The organism is Mesomycoplasma lagogenitalium (genome assembly GCF_029854295.1).
GTDB lineage: Bacteria > Bacillota_I > Bacilli_A > Mycoplasmatales > Metamycoplasmataceae > Mesomycoplasma_A > Mesomycoplasma_A lagogenitalium.
In genome coordinates, this window is the sequence record NZ_CP122979.1 from 773,680 (window position 1) to 795,869 (window position 22,190).

A 22,190-nucleotide genomic window follows, 5' to 3' on the forward strand; every position below is an offset into this window, starting at 1 on the left:
ATAATAACAAAAAAAACATTAAGGAGGATTATGAAAATAAAACAGATTAAATTAATTGACTTTAAAGGTGTAAGCCAGTATATTAATAACCAATTAAATAATGGAATTGATGAGCCAACTTTTAGTGGTAAAAATGCTAGTGGTAAAAGTAGCAAACTAGAAGCTATTACTTATTTACTTGGAAATAAAAAAAATTTAGAGAATAAAACTTTTAATATACAATCAAAATTAACCGAGCAACCGCCTTATATTAGTTTATTAATTGAAAAAGATGGAATCGAGTATTCTATCGAGTTTAACAATGATAATTATTTAATTAATAATAAAATTTATAAAGTAGTTAAGTTTAGGGAAAAAATTACGGAGTTGCTCAATATTAGCGGCGATCTTTTACACTTTTTATGTGTTCCGTCTTACTTTGCCTCTTTAAATAGAAACGACCAAAAAACTGCTTTTATTAACATAGTTGAAAAAGTTTGATTCAATAATTATAATCACATTAATTTATTTGACGAGCCAACACTTGAACAATTAAGGGAAAAACACTTTTTAAAACGAGAGCAAAGCAAAAGTATGGTAGAGTTAAAAAAACTAATAAGTAAAAAAATAAAAGAAGTTAAGGCTCAGTTTGATGTTGGTTTTTTAGGTAGATATAAAGACAATTTCAACAAACCGATCGAACTTTTAGAAAATGAACTAATAACAGCCGATAAAAATCTAGAACATTTAATAACGGTTGCGATAAATATAAAAAACGATTATAAAAATGCCATTAATGAAAGTCAATTAATTGAATCATTAAATTCAGATTTAATTTTATTTAATCAAGCCGAAATCAATGTTTTAAAGGAAATTAATAAAAAAATATTAGAGCATAATTTTAACTTCCAAATTAATTTTTTAACAAGCGGAGAAGATGAGGGCGAATTAATTATTACTGATTTAAATAATGTTGAATATAAAGATCTAAACAGAGCGGAAAAAGTCATTCTAGGAACAGAAATCTCGTTATTTTTTCAAAAATTATTAAATGTTAATTTATTTTTAATTTACGATGATTTTGAGCATTTAGATGATAGTAATAAAATGAGATTAAAAGAGATTACAAAAAATAACCAGGTAATTACTGCAAAGGTGGATCAATAGTGTTTATTCAGTCATTTGGTAGCAGTAGTGCGGGTAATAGTTATTTAATTACCGATAATAATGACATAAATGAAAGTATTGTCATCGATCTAGGCATAAACATTATTAAAAACATTGAATACCTTTCCACCCTTTTAAAGGTCAAGTATGTTTTTATCTCTCACGAACACAGCGACCACACTAAATACCTAAAAACATTTTTAAAATTCAATATAAAAACAAAAGTAATCATCAATAAAGAGTGCTTCAATGAACTTGCGAGATACGATTCCTTTTACGAAAGAATTAAGCACCGTTTTATCTTTTTGAATTATGGAGAGTATAAGGAAATTGATTTTTTAACTGTTTGGGCTTTTAAATGTAATCATAATTCGGCTGCTAATAATGGTTATGTGATTAATTTCATTAATAAAAACAAAAAAATTTTATTTTTTACCGATTGTGGTTCTCTAGATTTAAAGCAGTTTAAAAATATTAATTTTAAAAATATTAATGCTTATTTGATAGAAAGCAATCACCAAGAAAAAAACCCGAGTAATATAAAGGAAGACATTCAACAGAGTAAGTGAGGTCATTTTAGCTTTAAACAATCAGCGGAATTTATTGATTGGGTTAAAATGAAAATTAAAAACAATTACCAAGAGATTAAACCGCTTTTCGTTTTACTTCATACCTCTTACACATACGAGAAACAATTAAAGGAACTAGATAAAAATTTAAATGTTGATTTTGTTAGATTAGAGCGAATAGTGCCGACATTGATTAAATTAAATTAATTGTAAAATGCTTGAGAAAAATTTAGAACAAAGGATAAAAAAATTTTTTGATAAAAATGGCATAAATTATTTTAAAATACACGGACAATCTTTTCAAGTTTCGGGAATAGCCGATTTGTTTGTGTTTCACAATTTCAGGGCTTATGCTCTAGAGGTTAAACGAGATTTAAAAAAGAATAAACCGACCAAATTGCAAACACTGCAAGCCAAGAAATATCAAAAAAATTTAATTTACCTGTTTATTGATAATAATAATTACGATTTTATTATTCAAAATATTTTAAAAAATAATCTTGAAGTTTTAAAACACTTATCAGATAAACAAATCGATTATTATATTCAATTTTATAAAAATGGAAATAAAACAACTCTATAATTACCAAAGTCAAGCAATAGAAAAGGCACTAAAATTTAACAAATTTTTAATCGCTCTTGATATGGGTTTAGGTAAGACATTTACCGCATTGTCGTGATTGAAAAAAATAAAATTAAATAATGATTTAAATACGGTAATAATTTGCGATAGTAAAAAAATTAATGATTGACAACATGAAGCTGAGCAGTTGGAGTTTAAAAATATAATTGTAGTTGTTAAAAATGAAAATGTGGAAATATTTAAAAATTTTAAAAATTTAAAAAACTATATTTTTATTATTTCATACCAAAAATTAAAAAATATTTATAAAAATTATGAAGTGTTTTTGCACAGTAAATTAAATTTGATTATTGACGAGAGTCAAGCACTAAAAAATCACAGTAGCAAAATCAGCAAATTAATGTTATATATTAATAAACAAGTTGAAAAATTGCTTTTATTAAGTGGCGATCCAATTTCTAACGGCTACGAAAATTTATTCATTCAAATGAAAATGCTTGAAATTTTTAAAAGTAATTATACTTATTATAATTTTTTAAATGAATATTGTGTAACCTATCGTTTTCCCAATAAATCTTTTGAAGTTATTAAAGATTATAAAAATGTTAATAAGTTAATGAATTTACTAAATGAGCGGGCTTTTTTCCTGAAAACAGAAGATGCGATAGTTCTACCAGAAAAAACAGCAAAATTAATAAAAATTAATAATAACGATTTTTATAAACAATTTAAACGAGATAAAGCCATCATAAGCGACAGGTGGCAACTAAGTGCAAGCAGTTCGATTAAATTTTTGCACGATTTAAGAATGTTGGCTTCTGGTGTTGTTAAAGATGATTTAAATAATTTGTTTGTTGTTGATTTTGCTAAGTTAAACGAACTGGAAAAACTTTTAAAAAAAGATAATCAAAACAATTTTACGATTTTCTACAATTATAATGCTGAATTATTTTTTATTAAACAATTATTAAAAAAATTAAATTTAACCACTTACGAAATAAACGGCGAAAAAAATGAGATTGATTATGCTTTAAATTGTAATACTCGTTTTATTGTCTTGGTTCAATATGGAAGCGGAGCAAGAGGAATCGACGGTTTACAAAATAAAGTTAATAATCAGATTTACTTCTCTTTACCATTAAGCGGAGAACTGTTTAAACAATCAATTAAAAGGGTTCACCGAATCGGACAAATGAACAAGGTTAATTATTATTTTTTAATAAATATACAAACTATCGAATCGGACATTTTGCAAACTTTAAGACAGTCAAAAAATTACACTTTAAAATTATTTGAAAAAAAATACTGAGATAACAAGGAGGAAACAAATGGAAATTAAATTCCAAATATTTTACGACGAAAAACTTGAAAAATATACTTTAGCAAGTTTCAACAAACACGGAAGCAGAAATTCCCGCGGGGTTATGTTGTTTGAATTAAATAAAGAAATTGAGCAACAGATTGAAAAAAATAAAGGCAAGGCATTAGGCGGAGGAGCAATCTTCGGAACTGCTGGCTTATCAATTAAAAGAGCAAACGAAATTATTAAAGGTTATAAAGGAGATGAATAATGGGAATTAATTTTAATAAAGATTGAGAAAAACTAGCTCAAGAAAATAAGGCGGGATTTATTAAATTACCCGATGGTAAATATAATGTAAAAATTGTAAGTGCTGGCACCGATTTAACAAACGACGGGCTTGAGGTTGTCAAACTTAAAGTCGAAGTTATGGCACCTGGTTTTGATTATGATAAAAAGACGGTTGAAAAGGTCTTTTATATTGATGAAAATTATCAACATAAACAAAAAAAGAAAATTGACGAACAGCAACTTGCCTCAATTTTAAGTGATTTAAATGTTGTTAATAATTTAAATACATTAAACGACAAAAAACAATTTTCAAGGGCTTTAATTGACTTGATTGATTTAGAATTAAAACTTGAGTATAAAACTAGCGATAAAATTGGGCCAAATGGTAAACCATATAAATCAAAATATTTTTATGTTGAAAATGAAGAAAATGAAAACGATAACGACGGCGATGATTTTGATTTAGACGGAATAATCTAAAAAAAAGGGGGGGGATGGCATTTAAAACATTAGAAGAAGCGAAAAAAGCCCTATTTCAAGAAGAAGAAAGGGCAAGAACAGAAAACTTAATCGATGCTATAAAAAATAAAAATGATGAGTTTTATACTACATACGAGGAAATTGAAAGAGAAATCGCTTTTTATGAACAGGATCTAGTTAATAAAACAATTTTTTTGCCCTGCGATGATGTATTTTTATTAAAAGATTATTTTACTAATCCCGACGACATACCTTCGCAATTTTGAGTTTATTTTCATAAGAATTTTAAAAAATTAAAATTAAAAAAAATTGTAGCAACTTCTAAAAATTTCAATAATGAGCAGGCAATTGTTTATGAATATGATGGAAACGGGGACGATAGTAATGTTTTTGATTTTACATATTATAAATTAAATAATGATGGAGATTTTAGGCATTTAGACAATTTTCCTTTGTTTATTAACAGCGACATAGTAATAACAAATCCGCCGTTTTCAATTAAAACAGATTTTTTAAATGTTCTACGAGCGACAAAAAGCAAATTCTTGTTTATTGGACATATGGTAACAATCGGTTCCAATCAATATTTTAAGTTATTTAAACAAAAAAAACTATTTTTCGGTTTTAACTATGTAAGAGAATTCTTTTCCTTTAAAGCATTTAAAGCCGAAAAGGTCTGAAATAAGGGAGTCAATTGTTTCTGATTTACAAACATTGAAAAAGATCTAAAGTGATACAATTACCTAACACTAAAAAAGGAACGAGAGAAGAGATACTGAAATTATGTAGATAATTACCCGAATTTAATAAATATTGAAAAAATAATCGTATTGAAAGAAGTTCAACAATTTCATAACGGGCTATTTGCTGTTCCTGTAACCGCTTGTGTCGTTTTAGACACTGATAACGAGTGGGAAGTAATTGGAAAGGATGAAGATGGATTCTTTCCTGTTCTTTATGTTAATAATAAACAATTATTTAAACGAATAATAATTAAAAAGAAAGGTACTTAAAAAATGAGTAAATTGACATTGAAGCAAAAGTTGAATAATATTAGTTTAAATATTTTTATTTACGACATAGAGGTGTTTAAATTTTTTTGATGTGTTACTTTTCTCAATGTTAAAACAAACCAGCTAACAACAATCAAAAACGATTTTAAAAAGTTAAATGATTTTGTTAATAGTAATTTAATTGGTTCGTTTGTTGGTGGTTATAATAATAGCCGTTATGATGATTATATTCTCAAAGAATTGCTAGCCAATAATAACCCTTATAATCTTAATAATTGCATTATTAACAAAAGCTGCGAACCGTGGCAATGACCTTCAATTAAATTCGCTAAATTTCCCGGCTTTTCTTTTGATATCATTAACCTACTAGGACCAGGGCGATTAACTTTAAAAAAATATGAAGGTTTTTTGGGTTTATCCATCGAAGAATCTTCCGTGCCTTTTGATTATGACAAGGAATTAAGTGAAAAGCAAAAACAGGAAATAATTAACTATAATATTTATGACGTTAAAGCGACTGCATATTTATTTTTAAAGTTCATTGACCAATTTATAATTCGTAGCCAACTAATACTCGACTATAATCTTGATGTAATTAATTTAAAAAAAACAAGTAGCGAAATAACCGCCAAGATTTTCAAAGCAAAAAGCGAGTTACTTCCATTTTATAAATCATATACCTACACGGTTCCAGAAAATATTAAAAAACTTTATAGCAATTATATTAAAGATTATTACTGAATAATTGAACAACTAGAAAGTAAAACTTTTTTAACTGAATTTAATGAAAATTACCAAAAAGAGCAGGTTAATATTAATATTAATTTTAATAACTTAATTATTGAATTTAAAAGCGGCGGTTTACACGGTGCAAAACATAAAATTTATAATAATCAAGTTAATCTAGTTAATAAAGATATTTTCAGTAACTACCCGAACTTAATAAAACTTTATAATTATGGTAGCAGAAGAGCACCAAGAATGAGTCAAATGATCGGGCAGTTCTTAGAAGAAAGACAGCAAGCAAAAGCGGAAAAAAATAAAATTAAATCAGATTATTTAAAAGAGCTGATAGTTCGCCCTTTTGGTGCTATGGAATACAAGTACAACGACCTGTGAGATGCCAAGCAAAGGATGAGTATTTGTTTAACTGGGCAGTTAATTATTTTTGCCCTTGCTTATTTAATTAGTCCATTTTGTGAATTATTACAAATTAATACTGACGGAATACTTTTTAAATATGACACCCAAGAGCAAAAAAATAAAATTGATAAAATTTGTCTAGTGTGGGAAAAAATAACACTTATGAAATTAGAGGAAGAAACTTTTTCTCGACTTTTTCAAAAGGATGTTAATAACTACATTATAATAAACGACGACACTAATAAAATCAAGGCAAAAGGGGCAATGGTTAAATATTGAGATAATCAGTTCCATAATGCTGATTTTAATCAAGTAAGAGGGGCTTTTAATAATAATTTGACCGCAATCGACGAAGCTGTTGTGAAATACTTTTTATATAATAAACCCGTTGAACAAACATTAAAAGAAATTAAAGAGGTAATTCGGTTTCAATTTGTGCTAGATATAAAGGGCAATTATAGCGACTTTTTTCTTGGTGATGAGAAACAAGAAAGGCGGAAAGTGTGAAGAATATTTTACGTTAAAAAAGGCAAACCCGTTTACAAAGCATATTTAAAAGAAAACGGAGAGTGAAAAAAAGACAAGGTCGCTAATAGTAGTAGTAATTGCCAAATTTACAACCAAGATGTCAGAAATATAAAAACAAGTGACAACCTTATTGATTTAGATTATGATTACTATGAAAAGTTAGCTTATGAAAGAATCGACCACTATTTAAACAATGACATAAAAACTAAAATTAATAAAGTATCATACCCAGGGGAATTTACTAACTGTTTTTTATGCTCAAAATCACTTTTAAACGAATTGGTTGTAAGGCATTACAATCAACAAGAAATATGCAAGCAATGTTACTTAAATAAAGAAGATTAAGGAGATAAGTGTGGCAAATCAAATAGATACAACCGCTTTAAAAAATTTTTATAATAATAGCGACTTTATAATTCTAAACGATGACAAATCTCCGTTTAAACCATTTAAAGACGGTAAAAATATTTACCAACTTAATGAAATACAAAACGAGGAAAATATTGGGATTTTATTAAACGACAACTGAGTAGTCGTTGATATAGATAACAAAGACAACGAAAATTCTTCAAGTAAATTAATAGAAATAATTGACACTTACGGTTTTCAGTGTAATATTATGAAAACTACAAGAGGGCATCACTTTTGATTTAAAAGTTCAAGAGAGTTAAAAAATTGAGTTGATGTAACTTTACCGATTGGAATAAAAGCCGATTTAAAAGTGTTTGAAAAAAATTCCTTTGTTGTTATAAAAGCAAAAGGAAGATTCAGAGAGTGGTTGAGGTTTTTTAATAAGGTTGATTTTTTACCAATGGAATTAACTCCAATTAATCAAAATTCATTTGCTGGGCTGGACTGTCCTGTGAATTTAAAAAAAGGTAGCAGAAGGGATAACCTTTTTAATAGAATTGGTGAACTTGCGAGAAGTGGTTGAAGCAAACAACAGGCATTTAACTTGTTGACAGTAATTAACAAAAAACTGTTTTTAGAACCACTTGATGATTATGAGGTTGACAATTGCTTTAAAGGTTCTGACAAATTTTTTGAAAAAATTAAGGAAAAATATTACGAGGATAAAACTTTTTTATATTTAAAAATGGTTCACTTTTTAATTGATGAGTATAAAATTGTTAAATATGCTAAACAACTTTATGCCTATGAGCATAAGGGTAATTATTATAGAAGAATTGAAGATAATGAGTTAATGGAACTGATGTTAATGGAAGAACCTATGATAAAATCAAAAAATTTAAAAGAAGTTTTACAGCAGCTAAAAGTTAGTCCATACGTTGAAGAAAGAGAACCCGAAAAAAATATCATTGCTTTAAATAACTGCTATTATAACTTGGATACATATTCTAAAATACCCTATAACTTTAATTTATTTGTAATTAATAAAATTAATGTAACTTACGACCCGAGAACTATTAAGCAAAACACCGCCAAACTTGAAAAATTTTTCAATGACATAACTTTAAACGACAATGAATTATTTAACATTATGATGGAGTTTATTGGTTATTGCTTGACATTTGATACAAGATACCAAAAAGCACTGCTATTATACGGAGCAAGTGCCAGCAATGGGAAAAGTACATTCATAGAATTATTAAGTCATTTTTTTAACCCTTTTAATGTTTCGAATTTATCGCTTGAAGATTTTAGCAAAAGATTTACAACAAGTGTTTTAATTGATAAAATGGTCAACATAGGGGCAGATATTAAAACCGACCACATACCCGACCCGTCAATGTTTAAAAAATTAGTTTCTGGTGATGAAGTTTTGGCAGAGTTCAAAGGGAAGGACTTTTTTAAATTTAAAAACAAAGCCAAATTGATTTTTGCAACTAATAAATTACCAAGCACAAACGAGAAGACCAACGGTTATTTTAGGCGGTTTTTAATTGTGCCATTTTTAGCAGAGTTCAAGGGTAAAAGCAATGATAAAAATATTCTTGAAAAATTATTAACAAAAAATAACATGAATGTTTTATTCTCTTGGGCAATTTTAGGACTTAAGCGATTAAGAGAAAACGGAGAGTTCACTTTCTCAGAAAAAGTTAACGAAATTTTAAACAACTACGAAAAAAGCAACAATTCAATTCACCAATACTTGGAAGATAGTTTTTTTTACAGTGACCAAGAAATTAAAAGCGGTTTGAATGTAATTAATAAACCTGTTGTTGATATTTATAACGAGTATAAAGATTATTGCTTAAATAACGGCTTTAAAGCATTAAGCAAGGTCAATTTTAAAAGTGAGGTGCTTTTGTATTATCGTGCCATTAAGTTGAAAACTAAGAGGTTGAAAATTGAAAGGGACAACATTTTTAAAGAAGTATTTTTCAAGCAATAAAAAAGCCAGCTAATTTAATAGCTGGTTAAATTATTTAATAATTAACAGTTAGAAAAAAATAAACTATTAAGTTAAAGAGAAAAAATTAAACATAAACAAAACCACGCTCATTTTAGAGCAATTAAATTATACCATTATTTTATTATAAATAAAATAAATATGTTATAATTATAAAGCGGAATATCCGCAAAAGAGTTTTGTGTTTAATTCTCTTCTACTTAATTTAATTTTTGTTCATTCGACTTATAATTTTTATTATTAAAAAAATAGGGGTTTAATTCGCCCCTTTTTTTATTTCTGTAATTTTATATTATTTAATTTAAAAAGAGCAATTAAATGCCCTTTATACTTGTTTTAATGCCTCTTTAACATCTTTGTTTTGAGTATCTACCCCATATTTTGTTAAAAGTTCATTAATTTTGATTGTTTTTTCTTTTCGTTTTAGTTGCAAGTTTTCTAAAATTTCACGTATTTCAAAATTTATTACCCCCCTTAATGGTGTTCCTGATTTTAATGCAGCTGTAATAATTTTTGATAAAGTGTTTTCCACATATTTTTCGTGTTCTTTAAAAGTTAATTTCAATTTGTCCCCCTTGTTGTCTAAAATGTTTAGTTCATTGTGTAATTTTAATTCTCTTTCAAAAAGTTTTTTCTTCTTCTTGTAAAGCAGTGTATCCATTATTCGCATCGTTAAATTTCAAACAATTAATAACCAAGTTAATAAACCTCCAACAATTTGAATTATTGTCTTACTATTTCAATCCTTGCTAGCAAACTCTGAGATTATGTTTTCAATTGTTGAACCGTTTTTAATCGGTAAAAATAATAAAGTTAATGTAATTGCAACAAATGCCAAAAATATTAATGTAAAAGTAATGATCTTTTTGTGTTTTGCTTTTAGCGGTCTTCCCTTTATGATGAATTTATCTAAAAAGTGGTTCACTTATTTTTTTACCTCCTCCGTTTTTTGTTTTTCTGATTGCTGTGCTTGTTGTAATACTTCAATTTTTAAAGTTCCATTTTTTGATTTAATTCAATTGCTTCGCTCTTGGTTAATAATAGCCCCAACAGTATCAAAACCCTCCTTACTGAACATCTTGTTGTGGTAAAGTGAAGTTAAACGGACTTCAAATTCTTTAAATGTTACAAAAGTAAGCGAAGACATAAACGAGAAAGCAATAAACATTAAAGCAATCATAGAAAAGGTGAAAAATGAAAACCCGAGAGTGTTTTGCTTTTCTACTTGAATAATTAAACTGTCGCCAAAAATCTCCCTTAATTTTTCAATATGTTCGGGGTCAATGTTTGATTTTTTAGCATATTCAAGAAATACCTTTCACCTATCATCTTGAACAAGACGATCCTCATAATAAAAAAATACTTTAGCAAATTTATTATAACCGTCGTGTGCCAGCCCTGAAATCATTAACGACAAACATAATAAAAAGGTTATTAATGACAAAATAAATAAAATTAATTTTTGCCTGTTTGATAATTTTTCTAATCAACGATACACACATAACCCCTATTCTGTTTTTTTATTTTCCGATTGTTGCGGTTGTTCTGGATTCTCATTTTTATTTTTAAATTTATTTTTTAAAATTGTAATTGCATTTTTACTATTAGTTTTTTTACAACTGATAACAGTTGGAACAGTTAAAGCAACAACAAGCGATGCACTTGTTAAAAGTGTAATTTTTTTATTAAATTTTTTCATTTATTTAATCTCCTTTAAATTTTTTTAACTTCTTATTATAAAACTTAATCTCTCTTCTATTTAGTTCAATATTGTTGTCAATTTTGTATTTTATTGCCTTAATAACCTCATTTTCAAACATCGGCTGATTTCTTAACCTTTCGAATCTTCTTGATAAATAAAACGGCAAGAACTTTAAAAATGCCATAAACTCTATTACTGCTTCAATTCCTAAGAAAATGTAGGCAATTGTTTTTTTAACTCCTAAAGTGTCAAAATATGAATAAGCCCCGCTTTGGTAAATTTTGTTTAACACTTCTACTTCGCTAATATTGGGAAATAATTCCGCTAATCTTTCAACAGGTGCCGACAATGATGACATTATGAAAATAATAAGCCCTACTATCAATTTTACCCCCTTTCAATATAATTATAATATTTAATTAATTAAATATTAACTATAATTTTACAATTTTCGCAATTAATGAGTATTTAATCTTAATACCGTCCAATTGAGGGCTTCCACTGTTGATTATGCTTTCATAAATTTTTAAATGAAGCCCGCTACTTTCGGCATTTATTGAAAAAGTAATTACAGTATGATCCCGACCGGTTTCAGCTATTGTTGTTAAACTTTGAGTTTCTCTTAATCTATCACTAAAAACACCCGTATCCCTACTTCGTTCATTTGGTTCAATAATAAACCTAACCGTTGAATTTATAAACTCACTTCCAAAATCGTCCCAACTTCTATTCAATTGCGGAGTAATCGCTAGAATATAATAATCAACATACTCCCCAGGATTTAAAACAAAAGCAGAAAAGGGGATAGTTATTGAGTTAGTATTTGAACGGTCTCGGTGGTTTGCTTGTTTTACAGTTCGTTCAACATTGTTATAAAGTGTATGGTATCTAATTACTTGAGATCTGTTAATTCTTTGATTAATTGAATTAATTTCATTGCTCAGATTGTTCGAACTTCTTTTAATTGTTTCTATTTCGTTTACATTTTGATTTACAACGGTTTTAATTTCGTTCATATCTTCAGCACTAACCATTTCTCTTTTTTCTTCCTCGTCGTAAATAGTATTTGTAAAGTTTCTTTTATCTTTGTATAAAATTCTAGCCATTTTTTACTCCTCCTCGTATTCTAGTGTATAAGCGAAAAACATTCCTACCCCTTGGGTTTCTGTTCCTGATAAAGATAATTCGATCGGTAGTTTTATTCAATTATTTTGCTGTTTATTACCAATACAAACATTATTAATTAACTTGCTAACATTTGGTTCGGGTCTTAACGAGAAAAATATGTCTATTATTAAAGTTTTTTCTTCTATCCTGATCGCTTTTTGATTTATATTTCCATACTCGGTAATTGTTTTGCCGTTTCTTGTAAAATCAAATTTAATTTGATTCCTTAAAAATTTGTCAATGTTTGAACTGTCCAAGTATAAAGAAGCATAGTCAATTGCTTTATTTTGATCCTCCGTTGCTTCTCCGTTTTCGTTGTAAATATTTCAGGTAAATTTAATATGTGAATTAACTTGGAAGTTATCTAAATTACTTTTATTTAAATTTAAATCAATGTCAAAAACTTCGTTCCCGTTATTATCTAATATGCTTAATTTTTTCGCCTGCTTACTATCGCCATAATTATTTAAAGTAGTATTATCAATCAGCGATGAAATTGTTAGGGTGTTTTTATTTTGAATTATGTCCTTTATTTGATTGTTGTAAATTAGTTTATTACTTTCAACAGTTGAAAGATTGTATGCTTCTTTTATTGTATTAAATTCGGGGAAGTAAGTAAATAAATAAGGGTAATTATTTAGTGAATAAGGTTTACCGTCGTATTTAATATTTAAAAACCCGTAGTTGTTAAAATTGTCAAAAAATAAAACTTTAATTATGTTATGTTCTTTAAAAGCAAAAAGGTAATCCCGGTTAAAGTGATATCCATTTGACAACTTAATGTCGATTCAATTTTTAGAGTTTTGGCTATCTGCTTGCTTGTAAAAAAATCTGATTGTATTCAAATTAACTACATTTAATAAAATTGGTCTAGATAGCGGTTCTTCTCTTACTGAAATCAAATCAACTTCCTCGGTATTAATATCAAATAAACCGACTTTAACCGCTTGACTTTTTACAATTTGATTATTTTCGCCGATGTTTGAAGAGTTATCAAATAAATAAAGATACCAAATTCCATTTATTTTTATAGGTGTATATATTTCGTTATTACTTAAAACAATCGCTTTTTTACTGTCTTGAATTTCGCTTACTTCTTTGTCCCTTTCAAAAATTAAACTACCACCCGTTTCCTCTTCTCTTATCGCGATTTTAAAGGCGGTATCCGTGCTTCTTTCAATTTCGCTAAAAGTTGCTTGCACAAAAATGTCCCAACTAAATTCAGCACTGTAAATATTTCAAGTCATTAATCTTTTTAGATCATTGTTTTCTATTTCTCCGACTAAAACATTTTTTAAATGTATCTGTATTTTTGGACTTGTATCATTATTTACAGAAATTTTAAAATTACCGTTAGTATTAGGGTTTAAAAATTGTTTTAATTGTTCAAAACTAACTGAAAAACTTTTTTCAACTGTAATTATTTTTGGACTTGGTGAGTTTTTTCATAAATCTGATTGGGATTCATATATATACCATTCCTCTCTAGAAGTTTCTAAAGTTTGTCAATCGCTTTTTAAAATGTGTCCACTAATAGCAAACGATAATTTAACTTTTAAATTAAAACGGTATGAATCAATTACAGGGGCGGGGTTAGTTTTTAAAAGTGGGGAAAATGCTGTTCCTATTTCTTCAAATAACTGATAGGGTAAGTCGTTTGTCCTTGTGTCTTTTGTATATGGCTTACTACCCGGAGAAGTTTCTTCGCTTATTTTATCTCGTTTAAATTTATTTGTTTTAGTATTAATAAAAAGCGGTTTAAGTCCATTGGTTAGCCACTTGTATGATTCGCCTTTATTTTTGGAAGTAAATGTATAAGTTTTATTTCCTTGAGTACTTTGGCTTCCCTTTTGTGTTGCTACATTAATGTTGCCATAAAAGACATCTTTTTCATTTATTCGCTTGGTCATTGTGCTGACTTTTATGTTCTTAACTTTATCAACTTTTAAATCGTTAGGGCTTTGATTATATTTAATATTTTGGTTATATTTTCAAACTGCTTTTTGATGATTAATGACATCACTGTCTATTTGGCCGTATCAAATTCGTTGATTTTCTAAATAGACAACTACATCTAATAAATTACCATTTGTATAATTTTCATTTATATCAATTAATTTATAATTATTAAACCAATTTACAGGGTCTTTAACTTCGTTGCTGTCCACGAGTTCTTTTTTAAAAATAACGTTAAATTTATCGCTGTTATAACTTAAATTACTCATTATGTCGCTAAATTTCATTATATAAAATTTATATGAATTATTAACTTGTTTTATTTTTGTAAAGGCAGCTAAATAACCGCTTCGTAATAATTTAACTTCAATAAATTCTGGTAATTTTTCATTGTTAAGAGTATCGGCAAAAATAAAAGATCGTTTCTCTTTGTTTGTTAAAAAATTAGTAATAACCTCAATGAAATAATAAACCTCATTTTTATAATTAAAATGATAAAACTTTAAAAGTCGGTGCTTGTTAGCGAATGAATTTTTTAAATTACTGTTTTTTATAACTTCTTTTAAAAGTATTAGTTCTTTTTCATCTGTAGCAATTGTCGGTTTAAATTCAAGAAATTTTAAAAAAGCATTTTCATAATCTAAATTAATAAAGTTTGCTTTTTCACCTTGTCTAAAGTTTTCAAAATAATTTAAATCTGGTTCGTAAGTACTTTCGGTTTCTATTAAACTTTTATTTTTATAGATCTTATGTCTTTCACTCTCTGGTGATGTGATATATGTAAAAAATGCTATCAATCACTTGGGTGTGTTTTCGATTTTACTTTTATTAATGTTCATTTTGCTCCTTTTTGTTATAATTTTTATTATGAAAGATAAAAAATGAATATTTTACCTAACTTTTTCACTTATATTATTTTTAATTTGTTTGATTTTATTGATTTTGGCAAATGTTAAATACAATTCAATTTATGAATATTTTAACCCTGATTATGAAAGTAGTAAGATAGCCAAATCTTCGAAGGTTGGTCAAAATTTTTTACAGCTTTATAGCAAGGCGTTAGGCCAGTTATCTCAGTTACACTCGGATAAATTTAACTTTGACGATTTTTATAAAAATGTTTTAGAGCCAATTGAAAACAATTTTACCGAGGCAGATGTGTCAAACTTTGCCGATCATAGCGGTTGAAACGAATTTAACAACTATTTAACGACTGCAAAAAATTGATTCACTGCTATTTTTTCAATTCTTTTAATTCTTTCAAGTTTTGGAATTGCTTTATCAATTAATAACAAATACAAGTTTTTAACTTTAAAGTGGAAGTTGGTAAGAAGATAGACACCTTAAAGGTGTTTTTTTTATCTCTCATACGTTTCCAGCTCCTCAATATCTTTTTTTAAATTATTTAATGGAGTTTTATAATCAATAAATAATTTGTGTGTATAAGGAAGAGGGGCGGGCAATTTATTTTTTTTAATTAGTTCGAGTTGAAGCATATTTTTATTAATTGTTTTTAATTCGCTTCAAATTTTTAGTTTTGTTTTGTCAATATATTTATAAACTTCATTTAATTCGTCGGGAATTAATGGGTTGATTTTATAATCTTGACTGTCGTAAAAATTGATTAAAGTGTCAGAATTGAATGTGTTTCGTAAAACATAATTGACCGTAATTCTTTGGCTAGCAGCTAAATAGTCGCCACTAAAGCCGATCACTACATATTTACCGTCAAATTTTGGTTGATTAAAATCTAAATTAATAAAATCACCTAAATTTAAAAAAGCCCTGTCGCATTTGATTTTTAATTCTTTTGTAAAATGTGAATTTATATCCAGTTTATTTTGTGTATGCCTAAATAAATCAGTAAATGTTGAAATGTCGTTATTCTTATCATATCTAAAGATATCACCTTTAAAGCCATTTAATAAATGAAGGCGATTTATTTCGCTAGTGTTTTCCAATGTAATCGCTTGACGATTTTTTGAATAATAGTTAAAATAAATTGCAACGTTTTCCTTTTCCCAGTCAGGGTTTAAAACTAGTTCCCTGCTGTCTTGCTGGTAATATAAATGATAATTTTTACCCTCTGTATATTCTTGCTTGCTAACAATTTCCAAGTTGTTTTTTTGTTCAGGTCTATCTAGAAAATAATAAAAGTTTTTAAATTCCTGTTTATTTTCAATATTAAGGCCAAAGGGTTCAGAAAGTCAAACACTTTTTAAAGCATTATTTAGAATAAAATAATCTTGTGTTGGAGTATTTGAGATTATGTTTTCGCTTTCTAATCTTAATTTATTAAAATAGTTGTCGGTATGTTCTTCAATTTTTATGTCCTCAATAAAATAATTTTCAATTGTATTTTTATTTAATTCAATCGGTTCTAAATTTTCAAAGTCATAGTTTGACATATAGTTAATTAATAAATTACCCTGCTCATCTTGTGAAAAATATAAAAAACTTTTAGATTGAACGGCGATTATGTCTTTTAAAATTGAATACGGGCTTTTACTTGTGGTGTCGTATGCTGTAATTTTAGAATTATCTGAAAAAGATGCTTTACCGACTTTTATTTTTGGTTCGTTTAAACTTGCTATAAAGTCATTTAATGCCTCTAATGGTGAGACATTTTCAAAAGTTATGTCAGTGGGTGACATCTTGCTCAAAATAAACCTAATGTCAACGATTTCTATACTTTTGTCCTTTATTGTATTAGGTTTTAAAGAGTATCGCCCTTGTGTTGTTATAATGCCTGTAAAAATTGGCTTATTATTACTCAATAAAGTCGCTAGGGCAAAAGTGTCAACATTTGACAGATAGGGGTGGTTAATTGTTTGTAAATTTGAATCGACCATTTCCTTGTGAATTACATGATCGATTATTATTTTAGAATAATTGGTAACATGATAATTAAATTTAATTGTATTGTTAAAAAATCAATTGTCATCACCGTTTATAACTAGTTTTAAATCACCTTTTAACTCTTTTATATTCATTTATACCCTACCGTTATTATTTCCGTTTTTTTCGATAATTTCCTTGCCGAATCTATCTTCTGTTACTTCCAATTGAATGACATTGGTTACAGTTGGACTATTGCTTGTTTGTGCTGTGCTAGATTCCGACCCTATAGAGTTGTATGCTATTCCAGCCATCGCCCCCATAACTCCCAAGGCAGCAAGTGCAGCTGCACCCATTCCTATAGCCACAGGAGCGGAAAAAACAGTTCCAACCGCGATCGCCTTAGAAATACCGATCATAACATTCCCGACAATCATCGCCATTTTATAAGCAGTAAAAGCAACGATAGCCATTTTCATAGCATTATTAACACCACCGAACAAGTTAATAATTGAAGTAAGTGTGTTGGAAAAAGATGAACCTAGTGCCTTTTTAACATCATCTGACGCTTTTTTCATTTGTATCATTGCCTTAATATTTTCAGGCATTGCATCACTTTGGGACTTTAGTAAATGATTGCCGTTTTTCATAATTCAATTTAGTCGCTCTTGGGCACTTGCATTTGTCAAAATGCTTTTTGTATTACTATCTAAATAAATCCCAATACCTTGAAGGGTTGTGGCTTTTCCCGTTGCTAGAAATTGGGTAAAAATATCTGTGGCCTGTTCAGCATTATAGCCAATTTGTTCAAACTTGTCCGCCATATCTTGAAGGTTTTCCATAACTGAGGAATTAAAACCCAACTCTGTCAAATTCGCTGCCTGTCTTGCTTTGACTTTATATTCTTCAATTGCATCGTTCATACCCTGAAATAATAGGGAAGACAATTTACCCACTGACAAACTACTTTTTAAATCTTTTCAAATAAAAAAGAATTCTCTTCGTATTTTATCGGTTTGACTTGAAAAATTTTTCGCCTTTTCTATTCCTATTTTGATCGCCACTTTTCCAGCTGCCATTATTTCCCCCGTTCGATTCTTCTTTTCATAAAATTGAAAAAACTTTCAAATTGTTCGTCTCTTGAATCTTGCCCTTCTATTCTATAGGCATTTTTTAATGCAAGTTGTTCTTTTGTTAGTTGATTATTATCTAAACTTCTATATAACATTAATTTCGCCATTGTTGTATCTTCATTTAATTCAGCTAAATAAATTAAAAATAATTTAACAGGCATTTTTAACAACTCCTGGTAATTGATGTTATATGTTTTTTTAAATGCTACAATTATAAAATTTAAATCATCGTTAAAACTGATTAATTTTCTATTACTTTTTTTTTATTTTCTTGGTCGCTTATTTTTTTAATTTGTTCGCTACCGACTGTTCTATCTAGTCAAACTAACACAATCTCTTTTAAAATTTTTTGACTATTTTTTAAAGTTAATTTTTTAATAACATTATTATGAAAATCCTCCGCCCTATCGTTTAAAAATATGGATAAAAATTCAAGTGTTTTATCTGCTTTAATATCTTCAAAGTCGGGATTATCTTTTTGAAATTGCTCAAATTTTAGAACTGACTGGAAACTTTGATCTAATTCATAAGTCAAATTATTAAACTCTAGAGTTACTTTATCTTCCAATTCAATTAATTCATTTAATTTTATTGTTGCCATAGTTTAATTATCCTGTGTACTCACGATCTTCATAAACCCAAGTATAATCTTGAGGGGCGATATCAAGTTTCATTTTGGTGATTTCGGTAGGTTTTCCGCTAGGAATACCGTCATTAAATTTAATCATACATTTACCCATTATAATTGCGTACTTATTATCCTCGCGGTTAATTGCATGTAATTCTAATCGCATATATTGGTTATTTAAATCGTCAGCAGACGAAACAAATAAATCGAATAAATATCTATGAGAAGGAAGTGAAAGGGTTAGATCTACTTCAATGCTTAACGATTGTTCTTTACCCACTACCCTGCTTGTTGTTTCTCCTTTATTATGGTAATACTCTCGCTTTTCAATTTTATGAGAGGTATTATTATGCAAATCAGTCATAAACTTAATTTCCTGAAAGTTTTTTTCCGCTTCTGTTGAACCATTCGGATTCATTGCTATAAAAATTTTATTGTGTGCGTTTGTTTTAAACATTTAGTTCCTTTCCTTCAAGCAGTAATTCAATTTTAAAATTATAGGTTTGACTGTCTAAGTTAAACGAGGGAGATTCTGCTTGAATTCTATCTGAATAATCTCGCCCCTTTTCACAAATTACCCCGTTTATTGATTTTAATCTGATTCACCAGTCATCAAGTTCGCTAATTTTTTGAACTTCTTTTATTATTTTTTTAAACATTTCTAATTGTAGCCCGTGATTATTTTTATTGCTGATTAAATGGGTGCTAAATTGAACACGTTTAAAATTATCGTCCAAATATAGATCGAAACTTTTGGCAGGTTCTAAAATGAACAACATTGCATCGTTATAGTTTCCGTTATCTTCTACAACTTGAAACCAAAAGTGGGGCAGTAATTTGATTTTATTTTTTAAATATTGATAAATATTTAAAGCGATTTTGTTTTCTTTTGTCATTCTTTAAACTCCTTCAACTATTTTTTTTAATATGATATTATTGCCAAAATCATTCAAAAAATTATTTAGATTACGATAGACATTTTCTTTCGCTTTTCACACTCCATCATGTAAAGCAGATGATTTAGAGTATTTAAATTTAATTACATGATTATTTTTTGAACTTGCAAGTCTTGAGCCTTTAATTACAGGGTAATACTCGTCGTTTATTCTGTGTTTTCTAGATGTAGGCGACCCTTTAGGAAATACTCCAACCCAATAAATAATCGAAAGTATTTTTTTATTTGATTTGCTTTTAATTCGCATTGCTTTTTGAAGTGGTTCTCTTCCTGATTTTCTTTTATAGTTTTGATTAAAATTCCCGTCGGGTGTGTATTGTTTTGCAAGTGTTAAAATTGGGTTAATTCAATTTTGCCGAATATATTTATTCGATTCCTTACTATGTAGGGCATTAAGCAAGTTGCTTTTACCACCGAGTTTTTTTTCAAAATAATTAAAAACTGCCTCAATGTCGCTTTTATCTACTTCAAGTGTCGGATCCATTTAGTTCCCCCTCCTTCTTATTGGTGCTTCTGCATGAACGAATTTTTCCGCTTCCTGCGGGGATCTTAGTCGCACGGTGCAGTGTTTATAGTGTGCTATATTTTCGTAATTTGGTAATTGTGGCAAGTTGTCTAATCATTCTAATATTTTGCCTTTAATCGCCTGACTATTTGGCTCAATTTCATCAGCTCCGTAGTTTCTGCCTAGGTCAATTCTGAATCAACTGTTAGGACGATTGTCAAAAGTTGAGTTTCCTGTAAAAGTTTCCCTAAAGTTAGCATATGTCAACCTATAGCCGCTATCTTTTATTATTGTGTATAAATCTTCAATAAACTGAACTTTATTTTCTCCCGTTCTTTTAATTTGTGCTATATATGCTTTTAAAAGAAGTTCTGAAATATTAATTGCGAAACTCTTTTCAATGTTTTGATTGTCATTACTTCATTGAATTTGTGGGATTTTTTTAATTCTAATTAAATCAATTTCCTTATACATATCATAACAACTACCTAAATCCACCGCAAAACTATTTACCACCTTAATGATTTCGTTTTTTAGTTGAGCGGAATCAAAACCGTCGCCCTTATCGCCCTTTTCTCCTTTTTCCCCTCTTTCTCCTTGTTCTCCCTTGTCCCCTTTTTCTCCTTTAATTGAATTTAAAAAATTCTCTTCTGTTAGTTTGTTTGATAAATTTGATAAATCAACTTTAACAGTTTCTAACTCCTGCTTGTTTTCTTCAATTTCATTTAAAAGGTCGGGAACTTTATTTTCGACAACAATTATTTTATTATTTACCTCGTTTTTAAAATTGTTAAAAGTATCAATATTTAAATAATTATCGTGATTTAAATTAATATTGTCTAACTGACTTTCTGTTAAATTATTTTGCTTTAAATTTATTTGTTTTAATAATTTAGGTTCAACATTTTTTAATTTTTCTACTTCCTGATTAATAACTTTAATATTTTTATTAAATTCATTCGTTAAGTTGTTTTTTATTGTGTTTAAATTATCATTTGTTGCAAAGTCATTGTGGTTCATTTGTAAATTATTTAATTGATTTTCATTTAAACTATTTTGTTTTAAATTTAAAAGATTGTTAAAATTTTGCTCCATTTGATTTTTTTCATTATTAAATTGATCAATTGTTAAAAAATTAGTGACATTTTTTTCAACCTCTTTTAACTCTTCAACATTTTTTAAATAGTTTGCAAGTTGTTGGTTGTCTTGTAAATTACTTAAAAAAACTGCTTCTATTTTTTGTTCTTGAATATTGAATTGGTCAACATCAACCGAAACAATGTTAAAAATTTTATTAGCTCGAATAATAAGATCATTAATTTCAACACTTCAAACAGTTTTTAAAATTTTAATGCTGATTTTTTCACTTTCCACCCTTGAGGTTGAATCTGTGCTCAAATCTTTTGCCCGCATAATTGAGCCGTAAATTAATTTGTGGTAATAAAAAGTTGAAAGATTTAAGCCGTGGCTATTTTCTTGCTTAACTTTTACAATTAAAAAGGGTTCTTTATAATTGCGACTATTGATTCTGTTATTTCTTGCCATAGTTGATCCTGTCTCCTAGTATTCTGAATATCATACGGCTGTCAATTAAGCCACTTGTTTCCATGTTTATGTCGGGATTTGAAACATAAATCGCAGCAAGGTGCAAGGTGGCTAATTTAGTTTTTAAATCTTGGCTCCATTTGTGAAGTTCGGGGACTTCTTCACTTTCATTTAACTCAAGTTCGTAGTATTGTGTTCAAATGTTCTTCCTTGCTATTTCAATATAGTCAAGTAATAACTCATCCCGCTCGTTGTCTGCAATTGCTAAATTACTTTTTAATTGTTCTAGCCACTCAAAAATTGTTTCGCTTAAAAACATTTTTAAATTTTCTAA

25 protein-coding genes are annotated in these 22,190 nt (G+C 28.1%); 10 read left to right on the top strand and 15 right to left on the bottom strand.

Translation table 4 applies throughout. The features are described from left to right. Nucleotides 1–30 precede the first annotated feature (30 nt). From QEG99_RS03290 to QEG99_RS03330, 9 genes are read left to right on the top strand one after another with little or no spacing between them, the layout of a single operon-like run. The gene (locus QEG99_RS03290) at nucleotides 31–1,146 is read left to right on the top strand and encodes a hypothetical protein (protein ID WP_280101764.1); all 1,116 of its coding nucleotides are present in this window, start codon (nucleotides 31–33) and stop codon (nucleotides 1,144–1,146) included. Further along, nucleotides 1,146–1,922 carry an MBL fold metallo-hydrolase gene (locus tag QEG99_RS03295; RefSeq protein ID WP_280101765.1) on the top strand — a complete coding sequence of 259 codons (777 nt, stop codon included), beginning with the start codon at nucleotides 1,146–1,148 and terminating at the stop codon, nucleotides 1,920–1,922. Before QEG99_RS03290 ends, QEG99_RS03295 begins: the two co-directional genes overlap by 1 nt. Before the next feature lie 7 nt (nucleotides 1,923–1,929). Then, nucleotides 1,930–2,298 carry a hypothetical protein gene (locus QEG99_RS03300; protein WP_280101766.1) on the top strand — a complete coding sequence of 123 codons (369 nt, stop codon included), beginning with the start codon at nucleotides 1,930–1,932 and terminating at the stop codon, nucleotides 2,296–2,298. Next, a complete protein-coding gene (locus QEG99_RS03305; protein ID WP_280101767.1) occupies nucleotides 2,276–3,637 on the top strand; it encodes an SNF2-related protein in 1,362 nt (453 codons plus the stop codon). The genes QEG99_RS03300 and QEG99_RS03305 overlap by 23 nt, the downstream gene beginning before the upstream one ends. Next, nucleotides 3,627–3,869: a hypothetical protein gene (locus QEG99_RS03310; RefSeq protein ID WP_280101768.1), complete on the top strand. Its 243-nt coding sequence runs from the start codon at nucleotides 3,627–3,629 to the stop codon at nucleotides 3,867–3,869. The genes QEG99_RS03305 and QEG99_RS03310 overlap by 11 nt, the downstream gene beginning before the upstream one ends. Beyond that, a complete protein-coding gene (locus QEG99_RS03315; protein ID WP_280101769.1) occupies nucleotides 3,869–4,369 on the top strand; it encodes a DUF669 domain-containing protein in 501 nt (166 codons plus the stop codon). Before QEG99_RS03310 ends, QEG99_RS03315 begins: the two co-directional genes overlap by 1 nt. Nucleotides 4,370–4,383: 14 nt before the next feature. Next, on the top strand, nucleotides 4,384–5,382 hold the full coding sequence (locus QEG99_RS03320) for an adenine-specific methyltransferase EcoRI family protein (RefSeq protein WP_280101770.1): 999 nt from the start codon (nucleotides 4,384–4,386) through the stop codon (nucleotides 5,380–5,382). A gap of 3 nt (nucleotides 5,383–5,385) precedes the next feature. After that, a complete protein-coding gene (locus tag QEG99_RS03325; protein ID WP_280101771.1) occupies nucleotides 5,386–7,398 on the top strand; it encodes a hypothetical protein in 2,013 nt (670 codons plus the stop codon). Between the two features lie 10 nt (nucleotides 7,399–7,408). Further along, the gene (locus QEG99_RS03330) at nucleotides 7,409–9,409 is read left to right on the top strand and encodes a phage/plasmid primase, P4 family (RefSeq protein ID WP_280101772.1); all 2,001 of its coding nucleotides are present in this window, start codon (nucleotides 7,409–7,411) and stop codon (nucleotides 9,407–9,409) included. A 343-nt stretch (nucleotides 9,410–9,752) separates the two neighbouring features. On the opposite strand, the gene QEG99_RS03335 is transcribed toward QEG99_RS03330, so the two are convergent. The 6 genes from QEG99_RS03335 to QEG99_RS03360 form a co-directional block, all read right to left on the bottom strand. Continuing rightward, nucleotides 9,753–10,352 (bottom strand): hypothetical protein, encoded by a 600-nt coding sequence (locus tag QEG99_RS03335; protein WP_280101773.1) that lies wholly within the window; start codon nucleotides 10,350–10,352, stop codon nucleotides 9,753–9,755. Beyond that, on the bottom strand, nucleotides 10,353–10,835 hold the full coding sequence (locus QEG99_RS03340) for a hypothetical protein (RefSeq protein WP_280101774.1): 483 nt from the start codon (nucleotides 10,833–10,835) through the stop codon (nucleotides 10,353–10,355). It lies immediately after the preceding gene. A 99-nt stretch (nucleotides 10,836–10,934) separates the two neighbouring features. Beyond that, complete coding sequence (locus QEG99_RS03345; protein WP_280101775.1) at nucleotides 10,935–11,126, bottom strand: hypothetical protein; 192 nt, start codon at nucleotides 11,124–11,126, stop codon at nucleotides 10,935–10,937. A gap of 4 nt (nucleotides 11,127–11,130) precedes the next feature. Then, nucleotides 11,131–11,514, bottom strand: a complete 384-nt coding sequence (locus QEG99_RS03350; protein WP_280101776.1) for a hypothetical protein — start codon at nucleotides 11,512–11,514, stop codon at nucleotides 11,131–11,133. 49 nt (nucleotides 11,515–11,563) lie between these two features. Further along, entirely contained in the window at nucleotides 11,564–12,235 is a 672-nt protein-coding gene (locus tag QEG99_RS03355) for a hypothetical protein (RefSeq protein WP_280101777.1), read from the bottom strand. Between the two features lie 3 nt (nucleotides 12,236–12,238). Beyond that, the gene (locus QEG99_RS03360; RefSeq protein WP_280101778.1) at nucleotides 12,239–15,091 is read right to left on the bottom strand and encodes a hypothetical protein; all 2,853 of its coding nucleotides are present in this window, start codon (nucleotides 15,089–15,091) and stop codon (nucleotides 12,239–12,241) included. Between the two features lie 28 nt (nucleotides 15,092–15,119). On the opposite strand from QEG99_RS03360, the gene QEG99_RS03365 reads away from it, so the two are divergent. Beyond that, nucleotides 15,120–15,590 (top strand): hypothetical protein, encoded by a 471-nt coding sequence (locus QEG99_RS03365; RefSeq protein ID WP_280101779.1) that lies wholly within the window; start codon nucleotides 15,120–15,122, stop codon nucleotides 15,588–15,590. Between the two features lie 20 nt (nucleotides 15,591–15,610). On the opposite strand, the gene QEG99_RS03370 is transcribed toward QEG99_RS03365, so the two are convergent. Genes QEG99_RS03370 through QEG99_RS03410 form a run of 9 tightly spaced genes read right to left on the bottom strand, consistent with a single transcriptional unit; the run spans nucleotide 15,611 to nucleotide 22,175 of the window. Beyond that, on the bottom strand, nucleotides 15,611–17,245 hold the full coding sequence (locus QEG99_RS03370) for a hypothetical protein (RefSeq protein ID WP_280101780.1): 1,635 nt from the start codon (nucleotides 17,243–17,245) through the stop codon (nucleotides 15,611–15,613). Next, entirely contained in the window at nucleotides 17,246–18,169 is a 924-nt protein-coding gene (locus QEG99_RS03375) for a hypothetical protein (protein ID WP_280101781.1), read from the bottom strand. After that, the gene (locus QEG99_RS03380; RefSeq protein WP_318034623.1) at nucleotides 18,169–18,468 is read right to left on the bottom strand and encodes a Gp15 family bacteriophage protein; all 300 of its coding nucleotides are present in this window, start codon (nucleotides 18,466–18,468) and stop codon (nucleotides 18,169–18,171) included. The genes QEG99_RS03375 and QEG99_RS03380 overlap by 1 nt, the downstream gene beginning before the upstream one ends. Next, nucleotides 18,465–18,824, bottom strand: coding sequence for a hypothetical protein (locus QEG99_RS03385; RefSeq protein WP_280101782.1), 360 nt, complete (start codon nucleotides 18,822–18,824; stop codon nucleotides 18,465–18,467). The genes QEG99_RS03380 and QEG99_RS03385 overlap by 4 nt, the downstream gene beginning before the upstream one ends. Nucleotides 18,825–18,831: 7 nt before the next feature. After that, nucleotides 18,832–19,269: a hypothetical protein gene (locus tag QEG99_RS03390; protein WP_280101783.1), complete on the bottom strand. Its 438-nt coding sequence runs from the start codon at nucleotides 19,267–19,269 to the stop codon at nucleotides 18,832–18,834. A 31-nt stretch (nucleotides 19,270–19,300) separates the two neighbouring features. Beyond that, a complete protein-coding gene (locus tag QEG99_RS03395) occupies nucleotides 19,301–19,747 on the bottom strand; it encodes a hypothetical protein (RefSeq protein ID WP_280101784.1) in 447 nt (148 codons plus the stop codon). Between the two features lie 3 nt (nucleotides 19,748–19,750). After that, a complete protein-coding gene (locus tag QEG99_RS03400; RefSeq protein ID WP_280101785.1) occupies nucleotides 19,751–20,290 on the bottom strand; it encodes a hypothetical protein in 540 nt (179 codons plus the stop codon). Next, the gene (locus QEG99_RS03405; protein ID WP_280101786.1) at nucleotides 20,291–21,856 is read right to left on the bottom strand and encodes a collagen-like protein; all 1,566 of its coding nucleotides are present in this window, start codon (nucleotides 21,854–21,856) and stop codon (nucleotides 20,291–20,293) included. After that, entirely contained in the window at nucleotides 21,843–22,175 is a 333-nt protein-coding gene (locus QEG99_RS03410; RefSeq protein ID WP_280101787.1) for a phage head-tail connector protein, read from the bottom strand. The genes QEG99_RS03405 and QEG99_RS03410 overlap by 14 nt, the downstream gene beginning before the upstream one ends. Between the last annotated feature and the right edge of the window lie 15 nt (nucleotides 22,176–22,190).